Source organism: Anaerosolibacter carboniphilus, from assembly GCF_014205875.1.
Taxonomy (GTDB): Bacteria; Bacillota; Clostridia; order Peptostreptococcales; family Thermotaleaceae; genus Anaerosolibacter; species Anaerosolibacter carboniphilus.
In genome coordinates this window covers 72,868-90,485 of sequence record NZ_JACHEN010000009.1, presented here as the reverse complement: position 1 = coordinate 90,485, position 17,618 = coordinate 72,868, and the positions used below count along the sequence as shown (strand labels likewise).

Annotated in this window: 13 protein-coding genes, 1 pseudogene and 1 riboswitch; of the genes and pseudogenes, 10 read left to right on the top strand and 4 right to left on the bottom strand. The window is 36.7% G+C overall.

Annotation, left to right across the window (positions count from 1 at the left end):
* Position 1: 1 nt before the first annotated feature.
* The 3 genes from HNQ80_RS08755 to HNQ80_RS08745 are packed head-to-tail and all read left to right on the top strand — an operon-like array spanning position 2 to position 4,198.
* Positions 2 to 1,528: a sensor histidine kinase gene (locus HNQ80_RS08755; RefSeq protein WP_184310242.1), complete on the top strand. Its 1,527-nt coding sequence runs from the start codon at positions 2 to 4 to the stop codon at positions 1,526 to 1,528.
* On the top strand, positions 1,506 to 3,113 hold the full coding sequence (locus HNQ80_RS08750; protein WP_184310240.1) for a response regulator transcription factor: 1,608 nt from the start codon (positions 1,506 to 1,508) through the stop codon (positions 3,111 to 3,113). The genes HNQ80_RS08755 and HNQ80_RS08750 overlap by 23 nt, the downstream gene beginning before the upstream one ends.
* Positions 3,113 to 4,198 carry a sugar ABC transporter substrate-binding protein gene (locus HNQ80_RS08745; protein ID WP_184310238.1) on the top strand — a complete coding sequence of 362 codons (1,086 nt, stop codon included), beginning with the start codon at positions 3,113 to 3,115 and terminating at the stop codon, positions 4,196 to 4,198. Before HNQ80_RS08750 ends, HNQ80_RS08745 begins: the two co-directional genes overlap by 1 nt.
* 62 nt (positions 4,199 to 4,260) lie before the next feature.
* Here HNQ80_RS08745 and HNQ80_RS08740 read toward each other — a convergent pair whose 3' ends face one another.
* From HNQ80_RS08740 to HNQ80_RS08730, 3 genes are read right to left on the bottom strand one after another with little or no spacing between them, the layout of a single operon-like run.
* The gene (locus HNQ80_RS08740) at positions 4,261 to 5,619 is read right to left on the bottom strand and encodes a citrate/2-methylcitrate synthase (protein WP_184310236.1); all 1,359 of its coding nucleotides are present in this window, start codon (positions 5,617 to 5,619) and stop codon (positions 4,261 to 4,263) included.
* A 25-nt stretch (positions 5,620 to 5,644) separates the two neighbouring features.
* Complete coding sequence (locus HNQ80_RS08735; protein WP_184310234.1) at positions 5,645 to 6,646, bottom strand: isocitrate/isopropylmalate dehydrogenase family protein; 1,002 nt, start codon at positions 6,644 to 6,646, stop codon at positions 5,645 to 5,647.
* A gap of 18 nt (positions 6,647 to 6,664) precedes the next feature.
* A complete protein-coding gene (locus HNQ80_RS08730) occupies positions 6,665 to 8,593 on the bottom strand; it encodes an aconitate hydratase (RefSeq protein ID WP_184310232.1) in 1,929 nt (642 codons plus the stop codon).
* A gap of 401 nt (positions 8,594 to 8,994) precedes the next feature.
* Here HNQ80_RS08730 and HNQ80_RS08725 point away from each other — a divergent pair, with 401 nt between their 5' ends.
* From HNQ80_RS08725 to HNQ80_RS08705, 5 genes and pseudogenes are all read left to right on the top strand, one after another.
* Positions 8,995 to 9,789, top strand: a complete 795-nt coding sequence (locus tag HNQ80_RS08725; protein ID WP_184310230.1) for a hypothetical protein — start codon at positions 8,995 to 8,997, stop codon at positions 9,787 to 9,789.
* Positions 9,790 to 9,971: 182 nt separating this feature from the next.
* Positions 9,972 to 10,418 (top strand): annotated as a pseudogene (msrB, locus tag HNQ80_RS08720) (peptide-methionine (R)-S-oxide reductase MsrB); the annotation flags it as partial.
* A 265-nt stretch (positions 10,419 to 10,683) separates the two neighbouring features.
* Positions 10,684 to 10,780, top strand: a riboswitch (glycine riboswitch).
* Between the two features lie 84 nt (positions 10,781 to 10,864).
* Positions 10,865 to 12,313 carry an APC family permease gene (locus HNQ80_RS08715; RefSeq protein ID WP_330602810.1) on the top strand — a complete coding sequence of 483 codons (1,449 nt, stop codon included), beginning with the start codon at positions 10,865 to 10,867 and terminating at the stop codon, positions 12,311 to 12,313.
* Between the two features lie 116 nt (positions 12,314 to 12,429).
* Positions 12,430 to 13,212, top strand: coding sequence for a serine hydrolase (locus HNQ80_RS08710; RefSeq protein ID WP_184310226.1), 783 nt, complete (start codon positions 12,430 to 12,432; stop codon positions 13,210 to 13,212).
* A gap of 19 nt (positions 13,213 to 13,231) precedes the next feature.
* Entirely contained in the window at positions 13,232 to 14,056 is an 825-nt protein-coding gene (locus HNQ80_RS08705; protein WP_184310224.1) for a C40 family peptidase, read from the top strand.
* Positions 14,057 to 14,101: 45 nt separating this feature from the next.
* Here HNQ80_RS08705 and HNQ80_RS08700 read toward each other — a convergent pair whose 3' ends face one another.
* Complete coding sequence (locus tag HNQ80_RS08700) at positions 14,102 to 15,205, bottom strand: DUF3810 domain-containing protein (protein WP_184310222.1); 1,104 nt, start codon at positions 15,203 to 15,205, stop codon at positions 14,102 to 14,104.
* A gap of 154 nt (positions 15,206 to 15,359) precedes the next feature.
* Between HNQ80_RS08700 and HNQ80_RS08695 the strand changes: the two genes are divergently transcribed.
* Both HNQ80_RS08695 and HNQ80_RS08690 read left to right on the top strand, forming a co-directional pair.
* Positions 15,360 to 16,595, top strand: coding sequence for a M16 family metallopeptidase (locus HNQ80_RS08695; protein WP_184310220.1), 1,236 nt, complete (start codon positions 15,360 to 15,362; stop codon positions 16,593 to 16,595).
* Positions 16,596 to 16,763: 168 nt separating this feature from the next.
* A complete protein-coding gene (locus HNQ80_RS08690) occupies positions 16,764 to 17,486 on the top strand; it encodes a YebC/PmpR family DNA-binding transcriptional regulator (RefSeq protein WP_184310218.1) in 723 nt (240 codons plus the stop codon).
* Positions 17,487 to 17,618 lie beyond the last annotated feature (132 nt).

Below are 17,618 nucleotides of genomic sequence, written 5' to 3'. Positions count from 1 at the left end.
CATGAATAGAAACTTTTTGAAATTTACAGGTATCCGAAAAAAACTAATCATTTACTATCTGATTACTACAATTCTTTTAGGCATCACCAGTGTGTTCTCCTATTATAATGCGAGAATTATGTTGACTCGAATGAACTCTATTATATCAGATTATGTTTATCTAAACAGCTTAAACAATGATGTGAATTTACTGATGACGGAATTGGAAAAGTATCTTACCTCAAAATCATCTGAGGCGCTGATGAATTATTATACTACTTATAATGATTTACAAGAAAAATCAAGGAACATCCCTAGAGCGGCAGTTTATGATATGGATCAGTTGATACTGAAAGATATTGGATTTATGATTGATCATTTACTGAATGAAACGGATAGTGCAGTTCGGGCAAAACGAGGTAGAATTAGCAGTGAATATATTGCCCACTTTACACGCTCCAATCAGTTAAGTGAGTATATCAAGTTTTATATCAACAATTTGTTAAATGGAAAGTTACAGCAGGGATCTCAAAAATATGATGCAATTAATAAAAACATGACGTTTGTCAGCTATTTGAATTTGCTAGTTATTATAGGTTCCGTGTCAATTAATATTTTTCTGGCCATATTGTTTACTTATCGAATAACGAAGCCAATCGTTATGCTCTCCCATGCTGCCGAAAGGATCTCTGAGGGTGACTTTGATGTGGGAGCAGTTGAAATTCAAACAGATGATGAAATCCATGTCTTAGCGAAGGCCTTTAATAAGATGGTAATTAATATCAAAAGCCATATTGACGAAATCAAAGGGCAAGCAGAGATCGAAAATAAGCTTAAAGAACAGGAAATGCAAAATTTAAAGATGAAAAGCTTGCTGAAGGATGCGGAATTAAAATCACTTCAGTCTCAGATAAATCCTCATTTTCTGTTTAATACTCTAAATGCAGCTTCCCAGCTTTCTCTGATGGAAGGGGCTGAAAAATCCTCGGACTTTTTGGGTAATATCGCAGAGTTATTCAGATATAATCTGAGGAAATTGGACGAGCCTGTTACCTTAGGGGATGAAATCAAATATGTAAAAAACTATATGTATATTTTGAAAACAAGATTTGGAAATCGTATTGACTTTTTTATGGATATCGACGAAGAGTGTTTAGATGTAAAGATGCCTTGCACAATTATCCAGCCCGTTGTGGAAAATGCATTTATTCATGGTCTTGAGAATTTGGAAAGAAATGGCGAAATTTATTTGAATGTGAAGCTAAGACAAGATAGAGTTTTGATAGAAGTAATAGATAATGGGATGGGGATGGACGAAAAACGTGTAAATACGATTGTTTCGAACGATGGACAAGAAGACACGATTGGCGGGCATGTTACAGGGATTGGCATGATGAATGTCATTGATCGGTTAAGGCTTTTTTATAACATTTCAGAAATACATGAGGTTATCGAAGTAGAAAGCAAGATTGATGAAGGAACGAAGGTCATTTTAAAAATACCATATAGTGGGGGTGAGGTTTGGGATGATAAAGCTCCTAATTGCTGATGATGAGTATTTAGTAATTGAGTCTATAAAATTCATCATTGAGAAGCATGTGCCAGATGTTCAAATTGTAGGTACGGCTGCATCGGGTCGGGAAGTCATTGAAAAGGCATTTGACCTAAAGCCGGATGTTATATTTATGGATATTCGCATGCCTGGAATCAATGGGATTGATGCCATACGGCAGATTAAAAATACCCATAGTGATATTATTTTTGTAATTATTACAGCCTATGAGTATTTTAATTATGCGAAGGACGCGGTGAATCTTGGTGTATATGAGTATCTTTTAAAACCAATCAATAAACAACGGCTTGTAGAAACGATTCAAAATATCAGTGACATCCTTTCTGTGAAGAGAGAGGCCATCCAAAGGGAGATTTTGCTGAAGGAGAAGATAGATAAAATTATTCCCCATATGGAAGGGCAATTTGTTTATTCTCAGTTATTTAATGGGAGAGTGATCCGTGGTATAGAGTTTTACGAAGAGATCTTTTCGATGAAACTACAGCATGGGTATGTCATGATGGCGATGGTGGATGATTTTGAAAGTGATATCAAGGAAGAAAATTTAAAGAATAGTTTGTATCAACAAAGTTTTTACGACTTTTTCAGCTTAGAACTAAAGAATTTATATCCCTGTTTAATTGGACCACCACTCCTTGATCGGATTGTAGCATATATGCCGGTGAATCAAGATATAGATGCCTATGAAGCTCGGAATATGTCTATGGATATTGCCACGAAGCTCATGGAAAGAATTCATCGGAATACCAAAATTCGCTACAAAATTGGTATTGGTAGGATCTATGATATAGAATATTTCTCCAAATCCTGTAACGAGGCGTATACAGCCGCCTCTGTTTCAGAGAGCGATGGGGTAACTCATTTTGAAGATATTGTATTTCATCTGGAAAAAGTAGATACATATCCAATAAATAAAGAAAAGGATCTAATTGATCGCTTGCTCACAGGTAATATATCAGAGGTTTTGGAGGTTTTCGAGGAAATCTTTTGGTGGCTTTCCACCCACTATAAGGACGATATTGATAAAATAAAGTCAAAACTTCTAGAACTTTTAATTATGCTAAAAAGGGCGATCCCGTATGAAATTGAGGAAAGCAGCATTGCTGAACAAAGCTATTTTACTGATATACTAAAGATCCATCAAGTCAATGCATTAAAGACCAGCTACATGAATTATCTAAAAAATGTTTCCAGTAGAATTGAAGACCTAAGGAAACGGGAACTAAGCGGGTTAATTGCAAAATCCATTAAATACATTAATGAAAATTATCACAGGAATATCAGCCTGGATGACGCAGCCAAAGAAGTGAACATGAGTTATCATTACTTTAGCAAATTTTTTAAGGATTCTGTAGGAAAAAATTTTGTAGACTATCTCACTGAGCGACGGATTGAAAAATCAAAGGAGATATTGAAGGATGGTTCGGTGAGCATCAAAGAAGTATGTTATAAAATCGGTTACAGTGATCCAAATTATTTTAGCAAGATCTTTAAAAAAATAACGGGCATCACGCCTACTGAATATAGAGCAAATGCATTGTCCCAAGAGGTGATTGGATAATGAAAACAACAAAAACAGCAAGACGAATACTCCTCTCTGTTTTAGTTACTATCTTAATTATTCTGATTCATTTAACGATCCAAAGTCTTATTGGAGAAAAAAATATCAATACGATGGATCCAAGCAATATTGAAGTGGTCGATAATCGGATTAAAATTGGTTTTTCATTAGGGACATTAAAGGAAGAACGATGGATCAAAGATCGAGATATTCTCATGGGCAAGGTGAAAGAACTTGGGGCCGAAATTATTGTACAAAATGCGAATAATGATGATCAGGATCAATTGAAACAGGTTAAATATCTATTAGATCAGGGAATAGATGTGCTCATTATTGTGCCTAATGATTTGGAAAAGGCTGCAACCGCCGTGGAAATGGCCAAACGTCAAGGAGTAAAGGTAATTTCCTATGATAGGCTTGTCCTTAAATCGAATGTAGATGCTTATATTTCTTTTGATAATGTGAAGGTAGGACAAATGATGGCGCAAGCTGTTCTAGATCATATACAAGAGGGACAAGTTCTTGTGATTAATGGTGCTACCAGCGATTATAATACAAAAATGATCAAAGAAGGTTATGATATTGTACTGCAACCAGAAGTAAAAAGTGGTCGTATAAGAATTATTTCTGAAGAATGGGCCCCGAACTGGATGAGTGAGTTTGCTTTCAAAGTGACCGATGAGCTGCTGCAAAATGAAAATGCCATTCACGCTATTATTGCGGGAAATGATGGTCTTGCTGATGGCATCATAGGGGCATTGTCAGAGCATCGGCTGGCCGGTAAAACAGTTGTAGTAGGTCAAGATGCGGATTTGGCTGCATGCCAAAGGGTTGTGGAGGGCACTCAACTGATGACGGTATATAAACCCATAGGAAAATTAACAGATGCAGCAGCAGAATTGGCCATTAAGCTAGCCAAAGGTGAGCCATTGGGGTTGGAAAGTACGATTTATGACGGAAAATATAATATCCCTTACTTTATGGTAGCCCCAGTAGCCGTTGATAAGGAGAATATTGATGAAACCATTATAAAAGATGGATTCCATATGGGCGATGAGGTTTACAGAAATTCTTCAGGATTGTAATAGTACAAATAAAGTAACAGAGGTACCGATATCGGTACCTCTGTTACTTTATTTATAGCATTTTAAGCTCTTTCTTGCAAGAGGATATATTTTTCTGTAAGACATGTATTTGCGTAGGCAGGACGGATAATTTTTTGGTCGCTTACCAATTGCTCAATTCTGTGGGCACACCAGCCAGCAATCCTCGAAGTGGCGAACAATGGGGTATAAAGTTCGGGTGGAATATTTAACATCTCATATACGAAACCAGAGTATAGATCGACATTGGCGCAGATATCATAGGAATCCCCCTTGAGTTCCTTAAATAATTCTAAGGAAAGTTCCTCGATATTTTTGTATAGATTAAATTCGTCAACCCTATCCTTTTCAATGGCTAGCTCGAATGCTTTACCTTTCAGCAAACTTGTACGGGGATCAGATTTTGTATAGACAGCGTGTCCCATGCCATATATTAAGCCTTCTTGGTTAAAGGCTTCTTTTTTGATAATTTTCCAGAGATAATCCTTTAATATGCCCCGATCATTTATACGAGAAACATTTTCTTTAATATTTAGAACCATTTCCCGCACCTTAATATTGGCGCCTCCATGTTTAGGGCCTTTTAAGGAACCAATGGCAGCTACAATAGAAGAATAGGTATCAGTGCCAGATGAGGACACAACATGGGTTGCGAAGGCAGAATTATTCCCTCCTCCATGGTCTGCGTGAATGACCAAGGCTAGGTCTAAAATTTCTGCTTCTGTTTGTGTATAAGCATTATCGGGCCGAGTCATGTATAAAATATTTTCAGCAGTTCCAATGCCAGCTTGAGGAGCGTGAATGAATAAGCTTTTATTGTCAAAGTAATGGGCTTTAGCCTGATAACCGTAAGATATAATTGTAGGGAAACGAGAAATTAACTGGATACTTTGTCTTAACACATTAGAAATCGTCGTATCATCTGGGTTTTCATCATGAGAATAGAGAACCAAGATACTTCGCTGAAGCTTATTCATAATATCCTTACTCGGTATCTTAAGAATCATATTTTCCGTGAAGTTCGCAGGTAGATATCGATGTTCATCTAATAATTGATTGAATTGGGCAAGCTGTTCTTCTGTAGGAAGTACTCCGAACAGTAAAAGGTAGACACATTCCTCAAAACCCCTTCTCTTTTGATTCTGAAAACCTAAAACAAAATCTTCGACGTTGATACCACGATAGAAAAGCTTTCCTTCAGCTGGTTTCTTGATATTACCTTCCAATTTATAACCCTGAACTGAAGCAACATTTGTAAGGCCGACTAGTACTCCGGTTCCATTTTCGTTTCGGAGGCCTCGTTTTACGTTGTGTTTCTGATACAACTCGGACGCTATATAATTATTTTTTTCAGCTAAGACTGCTAAATTGTGCAAGAAATCTATTGCAATTGAATTGCTCATTTTGAAACCTCCCGTAGATTTATTTTTATAATTGTATATTTTCTATTATTGCATTTGTCATATCTTTTGTGGAAGCAGAACCCCCTAAGTCTTTTGTAATAAACTTGCCTTGAATCACTGTAGCTTCTACAGCTTGATAAATGGAACGGGATTTGATTGATTCACCTAGATAATTCAGCATCATAGCTCCAGTTAAAATCATAGCTATGGGGTTGGCTAAATTCTTTCCGGCGATATCGGGAGCACTTCCATGAACCGCTTCAAAGATCGCCATATTTTCTCCTATATTTGCTCCTGGAACAATACCTAGGCCGCCAACGAGACCGGCACAAAGATCTGAGAGAATATCACCATAAAGATTGGTTGTAACGATGACTTGAAACTGACTGGGATTCATAACCAACTGCATACACATATTATCTACAATGACTTCCTGAAGCTGAATATGGGGATAGTCTTTCGCTACTTCACGGGCGCACTGAAGAAAGAGACCATCAGTAAGCTTCATAATGTTAGCCTTATGAACAACAGTTACTTTTGATTTGTTGTTTTGATTTGCGTAGTTGAAAGCTGCTTTGATAATTCTGAAAGAGCCTTCTTTCGTAATTCGCTTTATACCTTCAGCAGCATTATCATGGAGCATCCTTTCTTCACCAATGTATAGATCTTCAGTATTTTCTCTAAAGATGATGAGATCAACATTTTGGAAAGGTACATCGATGCCTGGAATGGTTTTTACAGGACGTGTATTAGAAAACAAATCATATTTTTTTCTTAACATTACATTAATACTTCTAAATCCAGAGCCAATTGGTGTTGTAATAGGGCCTTTTAGAGCGATTCTTGTTTTTTCTAGACTATCAAAAACTCCGTCTGGTACAAGCGTACCTGTTGTTTCTAATACATCAAGACCTGCATTTACAGTTTCCCATTGAATTTTTGCACCTGAAGCTTCAATAACAGCTTTGGTCGCTTCTGCGACTTCTGGTCCTATGCCATCCCCAGGGATGAGTGTAATATGATACATTGTTCATCTTCCTTTCTTTTATAGAACTATCTCTTTGGCATGGTTTAGATATCCACCAGCCATTAATATTTGAGCATCACGGGAAGAACCTTCGAATTTTACTTTGATGTAAATATTTTTTGTCACATTATATAGAGAAATTTCCTTGTGTTGACTTAAAGCTTCTAGGATATCAGGAAATTCTAATTCGTCTAGTGGATCAATGAAAGCATAATCATCCTTATTTATGAAGATGAGGGGAAGAATACCTGCATTTATTAGATTCGCTTTATGAATTCTAGCAAAGGATTTAGCAATAACTCCTTTTACCCCAAGGTATAGGGGAACTAGGGCAGCATGCTCACGGCTTGAACCCTGACCATAATTTTCGCCACCTATGATAAATCCGCCTTGATACTTTCTAGCTATTATATGGAAGTCATCCATGAGCGTACCAAAACAGTACTTGGATAGCTCTGGAATATTGGAGCGATAAGGCAAAAGGCCTGCGTGAGATGGCATGATGTCATCGGTAGTTACATTGTCTGATGTCTTTAGCAATATTTTCCCTTTGATAGAGGATTCCAGAGGCTTATTGATTGGAAAAGGCTTAATATTTGGCCCCATAACAATCTGTGTATCCCAACTGTCTTGATCTGAAAAAATAAAATAGTTATTAGATATATGGTATGTTTCAGGAATTGTGATCTGTACCTCATTTCCATAGGATCTAGGGTCCGTTAGGTGCCCTGTGATTGCTGAAACAGCTGCTGTCTCTGGACTTACTAAGTATACGCCTGCATTATCGGTACCACATCGTCCTTGAAAGTTTCGGTTAAAAGTTCTAAGGGAAATTGCTTTGGATTTAGGTGCTTGGCCCATCCCGATACAAGGACCACAGGATGCTTCTAAAATCCTTGCGCCTGCTTGAATAAGGTCTCCAAGAGCGCCATTATCGGAAAGCATTTTGAGTATGCTGCTTGAACCTGGAGAAATTACTAGGCTAACGTCCTTATGGATTTTTTTACCTTTCAGTATTTTTGCTACCTTCATAAGATCTGTATAGGATGCGTTGGTGCAACTGCCAATTGCAACTTGATCTACTTTAATCCCTGAAACACTCTCGACGGTTGCAACATTGTCTGGACTGTGAGGCAGGGCAGTCATAGGCTGAATATCACTCAAGTCAATCACCATTTCTTTGTCATATGAAGCGCCAAGATCAGCTTGTAAATAGTTAAAATCCTCTTCGCGATCCTGTCTTATTAGAAAATCTTTTGTAATCTCATCGCTGGGGAATATGGAAGTGGTTGCACCCAGTTCGGCACCCATATTGGTAATCGTTGCTCTATCCGTTACGGAGAGCTGTTTGATGCCATCACCAGCATACTCAATGATGTAGCCGACGCCGCCCTTAACGCTGAGCTTGCCTAGAATGAATAGAATAATGTCTTTTGCTGAAACCCAAGGACGCAACTGACCAATTAGCTCTATCTTTAAGACCTTTGGAACTTTTAGGTAATAATATCCTTTTGCCATGGCAACGGCCACATCTAGCCCGCCAGCACCAATACTCAGCATACCCAAGCCACCGCAGGTTGGCGTATGGCTGTCAGAGCCAAGAAGCACACCACCAGGCTTTGCAAATCTTTCTAAGTGTAGCTGATGGCAGATTCCATTGCCAGGCTTGGAATAAACAATGCCATATTTTGCAGCGACCGTCTTAATGAATTCATGATCATCTGCATTCTCAAAACCAGTTTGCAATGTATTGTGGTCAATATATGCAACAGAAAGATCTGTTTGGATCTTTTCAATAGCCATTGCTTCAAGTTGGAGGTAAACCATTGTACCAGTAGAATCTTGAGTGAGCGTTTGGTTTACTCTGATAGAGACTTCGTTTCCTTCCGTAAGCTTTCCAGAAAGAAGGTTTTTTTCAAGAATCTGCATTACTAAATTTTTATTCATAGAAGATCACTCCTAACGATATAATAGTATAATTGTATACAATTATACATAAATGATTAAGTGGAAGTCAATATAGAAAATTCATAAAAATAAATATATATATATAAATATTCAGTTCTGGCCTTTAGTCAAGCCAAGACTTGTAATAAAAGAAAAATATTGTATTTATTTTTTGTGGATGTTATAGCGATGTACCACAATAAATAGAGTAGGTTACGACATATTAAAAGTTGAAGCCTAATAAAGTAACAGAATACATGAAAAGAACAAGTAATAGGACAAGGCGTTATTACAAAATTTTCTAAAGGAATCCTATATAATTCATGATAAAGAAATCTATAAAAAACTGTAATAAGGGAGAAAAGTTCTTGATTGAACGAAAGAGAAGAGGAGGATTAGCTATGTTTAAAAAAACGATTACAGCAATTCTAGTTGGTGGGTTAACGCTATGTATTTTTCTACCCAAAGAATTTACATATGCGTCCCAAGATGAAATCTCCTTAAGCTATGGGGAATCAAATCCCATAAGAATCACTGATATGCTAAATAGACTTATAGGGAAAAAGGGCTATTTAGAAGAAGCAGACAAAAAAGTGATCGAGAATGTTGAAGGTCTAGACCTTTACGAGATAAATGGTGTAAATAAAAAAGCTAGCTCTATTATAGATGAAAAAACAAAATACTTTTTGGACTATGAACTGAATCCAAAGATGTTTTCATTAAGGGACACAGCTGAACATGTAGAAATATGGGTGGCTAATGATTTATCTTATCCAGAAGATGATTTGCGAAATGCAGATTCTATTTCAGCGGATCAAATAAACAAGATGAAGAAGCATTTTGAAGAGGAGATTTATCCGGCAATAACAAAAATCCACGGGGCACCTGAATTTCATAAAGGAGAAAACGCTTGGCTTGTAAACCAAGGATACTTGCCAGAAGATTATTATGTTTCAAGGGATGATACATCAAGAATGATCATATTGGTCGATAATATCAAAGATGGATTGTATTATCAGGAGAATTCAACATCCTATATACCGGGCTATTATTGGAGCGTTCATAAGAAATACATGGATAGAGATATTATTATAGTCAATAGCAAGGATTGGGAGGGCATACTTGGCAGTATTTATTTATCCACACTAACTGAAGAGACTTCTAGGATGATGGAAGATAAGCAAAATGATGAATGATGAAGAGGCATGGAGACAATAAATGCATCAAGGCCATAGGATTAAATCTTATGGTCATTTGTTTTGTATAGGGTTTAAATGAAAAGGTAGTGGGTATTTTTGAAAGGGGTGGATAAACTAATGAAAGCAAAAATAATAATTGATATTAAGAATTGGAGGATAATATGAAAGAAGGAAAATTGGAAAAACCAAACAAAGATGAATTATTGAAAAAGCTAACACCTATTCAGTATAAAGTAACTCAAGAAAATGGAACAGAGCCTCCTTTTCAAAATGAGTTTTGGGATCATAAAGAAGACGGCATCTACGTGGATATAGTAACAGGAGAAGCTTTATTCACTTCCCGAGATAAATTTGATTCAGGATGTGGTTGGCCAAGCTTTACGAAACCAATAGAAAGAAGTGCTATTAAAGAGAAAGCTGATTTTAGCCATAACATGCACAGAATAGAAGTACGAAGCAAAGAAGGGGATTCTCATTTGGGACATGTATTTAATGATGGGCCAAAAGAAAAAGGTGGCCTACGTTATTGTATAAATAGTGCAGCTTTAAGGTTTATTCCTGCAAAAGATTTACAGAAGGAAGGTTATGAAGAATACATGAAGTATTTTCAGGAAGGAAAGCTCTAAATAAGATGAAATATTCGAAAACTATTTAAATATTTGAATTACATTAACCTTAAAATATTTTAGTTTCTTTAAGAAAATGTTACATTTTTCATTCGTTATTGACTGCAGATGGTGTAAGATTTAAACTATATAAGGCAATTAAATTCGACAATTAAATTATCTGTGGATGAAAATTATTGGAGATATTCTTTGGAATAACCGTAGAAGAAAGAGGTAGACAAGGCTAATTGTTTATCTTGAAGCTTTCAGGTCTGGTACAATAATTTGACACAACCCTGGAGAGACTGCCAATGGCAGCATCAAAGGAGCAACCTAATCAATTGGTTAGGGAAACTTTCAGATAAAAGGACAGGGAGTAGAAAGCATATTTTTGGCATGCTGTTCTACCCCTGTTTTTATATTTATATAAGATTCTATGATAAGAAGGAGGTGGTTACACGTATTAATTGGGGAATTACGGAATAGAAAAAGCAGTTGAAGTCGTTGTTTTTAATATGGAAAGGATGGGGAAATGGATGGAATCGGTTAGCAAATCTAAAATAAGAGTAAATGATACAGCAAATGCGAGTGAGATAAAAGGTTTGAAGAAAGAAATTGGGTTGTTTGAAGCAATAGCTATTGTTATAGGGGTAGTTATTGGATCCGGAATATTTTTCAAAGCTTCCTTTGTTTTTAAAAATGCTGGATCGCCAATGATGGGTATTCTAGCTTGGATTGCAGGGGGAGTCATCACCATGGCGTCTGGACTTACGATTGCAGAGATTGCAACAGCCATACCTAAAACAGGCGGGGTATTTGTTTACTTAAAAGAGTTATATGGAGAAAAATGGGCCTTTCTATTTGGTTGGGTGCAATCAGTAATTTACGTGCCAGGTGCAGCAGCGGCACTGGCCATCGTATTTGCAACCCAGGCTACCTCTTTTGTTCCCTTAAATGATTTACAACAAAAATTATTAGCTGTTGCTATGATACTTATCATTATGATCAGCAATGTTTTATCAACAAGATTAGGCAGTAAAGTACAATTCATTTCAACCATCGGAAAACTCATTCCAATCTTTATTATTATTGGATATGGATTAACGAAGGGGACCGCCCAAGGTATTATGGGTACAACAACGAGTGTAGGTACGATTACAGGATTTGGTACAGCCATATTGGGTACGCTTTGGGCCTATGATGGATGGGTAGGAGTTGGAAATATTGCAGGAGAGTTAAAGAATCCCAAAAAGGATCTTCCGAAATCTATTATTATAGGTGTTACTATGATTATAGCAGTATATGTTTTAATCAATCTTGCCATTATTCAAGTAATTCCTGTAGAGGAAGTTATTGCATCTAGCAAGCCGGCTTCTGATGCCGCAACGATTCTTTTTGGTAATGGTGGCGCAGCATTGATATCTGCAGGTATTTTGATCTCTATTTTTGGAGCGTTGAATGGGTATCTATTAACTGGGGTGAGAATTCCTTTTGCTATGGCACAGGATGGACTTATGCCTTATGCAAGTTTCTTCGGAAAAATAAATGAAAAATACCAGACTCCGTTAAATGCCTTTGCTCTAGAAGTAGTCCTTGCTTGTATCTATGTTTTTTCTGGATCTTTTGAGATGCTGACGAATTTGGTAACGTTTATATTGTGGATATTCTTTACCATGGCAGTTGCTGGAGTTTTTATATTGAGAAAGAAGCATAAACATATTGAAAGACCTTACCAAGTGCCTCTCTATCCTATTGTTCCAATGGTTGGAATAATAGGTGGCCTATACATTATTGTGAATACGCTTTTTACAGATACAAGTAATGCCCTATATGGTTTGGCGATTACAGCTATCGGACTTCCAGTGTATATATATATTTCAAAGAGAAACAAAATGATAAAAACATTTACAAAATAAACTGAGTTCGAAAAGACAGCTCTATGATTAAAGAAAAACAATCATAGGGCTATTTTTTTTGCAGGAACATCAGGAGTTATATAGAAATAGATACATGAGAAGGGGAGGAAAAATAAATGCTAAGTCAGGAAATAGAAAAACATATTCAAGGAGCAACGGGTAAGGTTGCTATTGTTTTAAAAGATTTGCAAAAAGATCAATGGATTTATGAGTTGGGAGGAGATGATCAAATTCCTTCGGCGAGTATTATTAAAATACTAATCATGGTAGAAGCCATGAAGCAAGTGAATGAAGGGCGATATGATCTCAATCAAAAGGTTATTATCGAGCCTAACGATAAAGTTCCCTACAGCATTTTATCAGATCTAAAAACTCAAGAGTTTACCCTGTTAGATGTGATTACACTGATGATCATTGTCAGTGATAATACTGCTACAAATGTTCTCATCGATCTACTCGGTTTTGATCGCATCAATAAATTAGCTAGGGAGTTAGGCTTAGAGAAAACAGTGTTGGAACGAAAAATGATGGATGAGGAGGCTGTAAAGAGGGGACAGCAGAATAAAACGAGTCCCAGAAATATGGTCCACTTGCTAGAAACTATTTATAGAAAGAAGATATTAAACCCGGAGTTATGTGAATTGATGTTGGATATCATGAAAAAACAAAAAGATCTTGAAATGCTGAAAAGGTATTTGCCAGAGGATCTATCCATTGCTCATAAAACGGGAGATCTTTTAAACTTAAACCATGATATAGGTATTTTCTATCTTCCCACCCATACTTTTCTTTTGGGAGTATTTGTAACGGAGGCTGTTAGCAATCTCACAGCGAAGCAGCTTATAGGGAAGGTATCAAAGTGCGTTTACGATTATTTTCAGACAAAAGAAACATTTTAATCCTAAGGAGGTATATCGTATGAACAGCCTTGTAAACGAGTGGGCCATTTTAAAAAGCACAGTAGTTTCAGTGATGAAAAACCCAAATTTTCAGAGTGAGTTAGCCGATGAAGGGCTTTATGGTATGGTGGTGAAGATCCAACAGGAAGTAAATGAAGAGTGGCTTTACATAGAAACCCACTATGGGTATCATGGATACATGCATAAAAGTCATTTAATGATTGATTCGAGCGCCGCTTTGAAGTGGAAAGAAGAAGCTGATCACGTGATCATACATCCCATAGTGGACGTCATGGCCGAACCTAAATATGCAAGCTATGCTATTGCTTTGTTAACAAGAGGCGCCTTCGTAAGAGTCACCGGAGAAGCTGAAGATGATTGGATTCAGGTTATTCTTCCCCAAGGAGAGAAAGGTTGGATAAGAACATCATTTATCAAAAAGATGGAGCACGATTGCCCAAACGAGAATGAGGATGTTTTCAGAAAGAAATTGGTGGATACTGCCTTGTCTTATTTTGGAACTCAATATCGCTGGGGTGGAAAGAGCCCCATAGGAATAGATTGTTCAGGATTATGTTCCATGGCCTATATGTTGAATGGTGTAATCATCTATCGGGATGCTATCCTAAAGGATGAGTATATGAAAAAAATAGATAGAGAGCAGATGAAGCCTGGGGATTTGTTGTTTTTCCCTGGTCACGTGGCTATGTATATGGGTGAGGATCGCTATGTCCACGCAACAGGCAGGGAGGGTAGAGTACTGATTAACAGTCTAAACCCCGATCATGATGATTATCGAGAAGATTTAGAAAAAAATATTACTGGTATTGGCACAATATTTTAATTTATGGAAAAGACCCTTATATTGTAAGGGTCTTTTTGCATATTGTTAATATTTTACTTGTTTTGATCGTTGTTCCGCTAATAGAAGATCAACCATTCTTCCATAGCTATGAACCCCATCCTCTTGCATATTTGATTTTAAGTATGCATCATTTACTTTGGTAGTAGCTCTTTCAATAGGTCCCTCATATTTTTTCCAATATGCATTAAGGTTCTCTAAATCACGCTGAAGGCCTTCACTATACATGGATTTGAGTTTTAGAAAACTCTCAGGATCATGGATGTACAGGGCATTCATGGAATGTAGTAGGGCCAAAAGTACACCTGAATATTGAAAATCCACATCAGGGTGCATGGTTGATGTCAGATATGCAATATAGTTTGCTTCATCCTCTCTTGCAAAGCCTCTCTGATGGGCCATTTCGTGACAAGTTGTACTAGGGAGCATAGCATCAGGAATATCCATGTTTACATTGGCTTCGGCAGTAAAAGGAAAATAAATGCCGGATATGCCCATGTAAGACATGGCTTTCGAAAATATAACGCCTTTTGGACGTCCAAATGTACCGCCTAGCTCGCTAAAATTCTTAGATGTCTCTGTATAACCCAAATGGGCCCTCAAAAGCATATCTAACTTGCCCTTTGGCAACTGCATGACACCCCTCTCATCTTCGAGTACATCATCACGCAACCCATTTCCGCGTTCAATCAGCACCAAACAAAGGTCGCTTAATTCCTTTACAGAAGAAGGTCTTACATCGATTTTGGCAATATCAGATAAGGGCATACGATGGTAATTTAGTCCCCAAACGAAGATAAAGACAAAATAAGTGAAACTGATCAAAAGGAGCAGAACTTTTAAGTAATTCATAATAATTTTAGGCCTATTCAGATTTTCACAAGTGAGATGACGAAGAAAAGAGATAAGACCAACAATGATCAATAATATTGAGGAGATTACAATAATCTCCCCTAAAGAAAAAGGGAGTATCCCAGTCAGCCGACTTAGCATTTGACCAATGAATCTATATATTTTTTTTGTATAAAAATTCTCTATAACAGATGGAAAGCATGATGCAAGATACGAAGCTCCAAGGGCTAAAGGGAGCAAGAGAATAAACCCTATATGTAATTGACTTATTTTTTTCATAGGTCACCTAATCCTCAAAGATAGTTTTACTATCAATAGTATATTACAACGGCAAGTAAATATATATGGTTTTTATTTGTTTAGAAATCGAATATAATTATTTTATAGAAAGATGTATTCGTTCTAATAGATTATTATGTAAAGGATGGTGTAGGTGTTTAATAGCAAAGAATTTTTATTAGACAATGGTATACAATTAATTACAATTTGTAGAGATACACAAATCTCCTCATTGCATATAGGTTTCAAGATGGGCGCTATGTATGAAAAAAAGAGCGAAAAAGGTATATGCCATTTCATTGAACATATGCTGTTCAAAGGGACGAAGAAGAGAGATAACCATCAAATCAATCAGGAACTAGAAGAGAGAGCCGGCTCGTATAGTGCGTATACAGATTATGCTTCTACTGTTTTCGCTATAACGGCTCTTACTGAGGAGCTAGGCCCATCCATTGAACTGCTATCGGATATGATCATAAATTCTACATTTCCTAAAGATGAGATGGAGCGGGAAAGAAAAGTAATCTTAGCAGAAATAAAAACGGACTTAGATGATGTTGAACAATATAGTTATAAAAAGATCAATGAGGCAGCTTTTAAGAATGGACCGCTGCGACATACTGTGATAGGCAGTGAAAAGACAATAAAGGGTTTTTCTAAGGAGCAGTTGGAGAATTATTACAAAGTCCACTATATACCCAATCAATGTATCATTAGTATTGTCTCGCCTTTACCCCATGAAGAGGTAAAGAAAATGGTAGAAAACCATTTTCTTCAATGGATACCTATGAAAAAGACTTTTGCTGATGTGGTTATAGAGCGGAATAGAAGTACTGAAAAAACATCCTATAAAACAAATATTGAACAGAGTACCCTTATTTATCTATATACTTTTCATGGATTTTCCAGAAGAGAAGAGCTTGCTTTAGAGATTTTAAATTATAAACTAGGGGAAAGTGCGAACTCTATTCTCTTTCAGGCATTAAGAGAGGAAAAAGGCCTTTCTTACGATATTTATTCTGAGATTGATACGACAGAGGCAATAAAAACACTATATATTTATACAGCAGTAAGTGAAGAGGATATTGAGGAAGCACGAAATGCGATTAATGACTGTATTGAAAAAATCAAGAAAAAAGAGATATGTCTCGATGAAAAAACGATCAACCTCATGAAAAAGGTTCTGAAAACAGCTGTTGCTTCAATTTTAGAGGACTCTGAGAGTTTAGGAAGCTATGTACTCCATCAAAGAATTATGGGAAAAAGAATAGATGCTTTTGTTGAAGATATGAAAGAGCTCGATTATATCCATGAGGATGAAATCCATGAAGTAGCAGAAAAATTATTTAGAGAACCTACAGTGCATATGCTCCTTAATAGAAAGAAATGAAATAGACGTAGCATATGTTGCAGGTGAAAAACGTTGAATCAGTGAGCGTATGATTTATAGAAGATGGGCCAGAAAGGGATGCGTTGTATCTTCTGTTTACTTGTACCAAAATTTATGGTAAAATTACAATGGTTTAATAAGCTTTTAAGAAAAACAAGGAGTGGAAATATGGGAAGACATGGTACAATTGCCAATCGAAAAGAGAAACAAGATGCGAAAAGAGCACAGATCTTTACGAAGTATGCAAGATTAATTACTGTAGCGGCAAGACAAGGTGGCGCAGATCCCGAATATAATGCAGCATTAAAGACTGCCATTGATAAAGCTAAGGGTATTAATATGCCGAATGATAATATAGACAGAGCAATTAAAAAGGGCGAAGGCGGATTAGACGGGGCTAACTTTGAGAGCATTGTTTATGAAGGCTATGGACCTAATGGGATTGCTGTAATTGTTGAAACGCTAACTGACAATAGAAATAGAACTGGTGCCAATATGAGATACTATTTTGATAAAAATGGTGGAAACCTTGGTACAACAGGTTGTGTTGGTTTCATGTTTGATAGAAAAGGTCAAATTATCATTGAGGCCAATGGAAAAATTAATGAAGATGAATTGATGGAGCAAGCTCTAGAAGCAGGAGCAGAAGACTTTATCTCTGAGGGTGGCGGCTATATCATTATTACAGCGCCAGAGGATTTATATACAGTAAAGGATGCTTTGGCAGAAAAAGGATATGTATTTGTTTCTGCAGATGTAGCCATGATACCTCAAACGACGGTGAAATTAACAGACCCTGAGCACATCAAGCTGATGAATAGACTCGTTGATATGCTTGAGGATGACGATGATATACAAGAGGTCTTCCACAACTGGGAGATTGAAGAATAACATTTGAATTTCAACTCTCTGAGTTAAGAATATGCCTATTGAACACCTTTTTATATGAATGTAATCAAACATTTAATACGAAAGGGTGTTTTTTATGTTTGTATTAGAAATTAAATTGAAATATTATCCAGA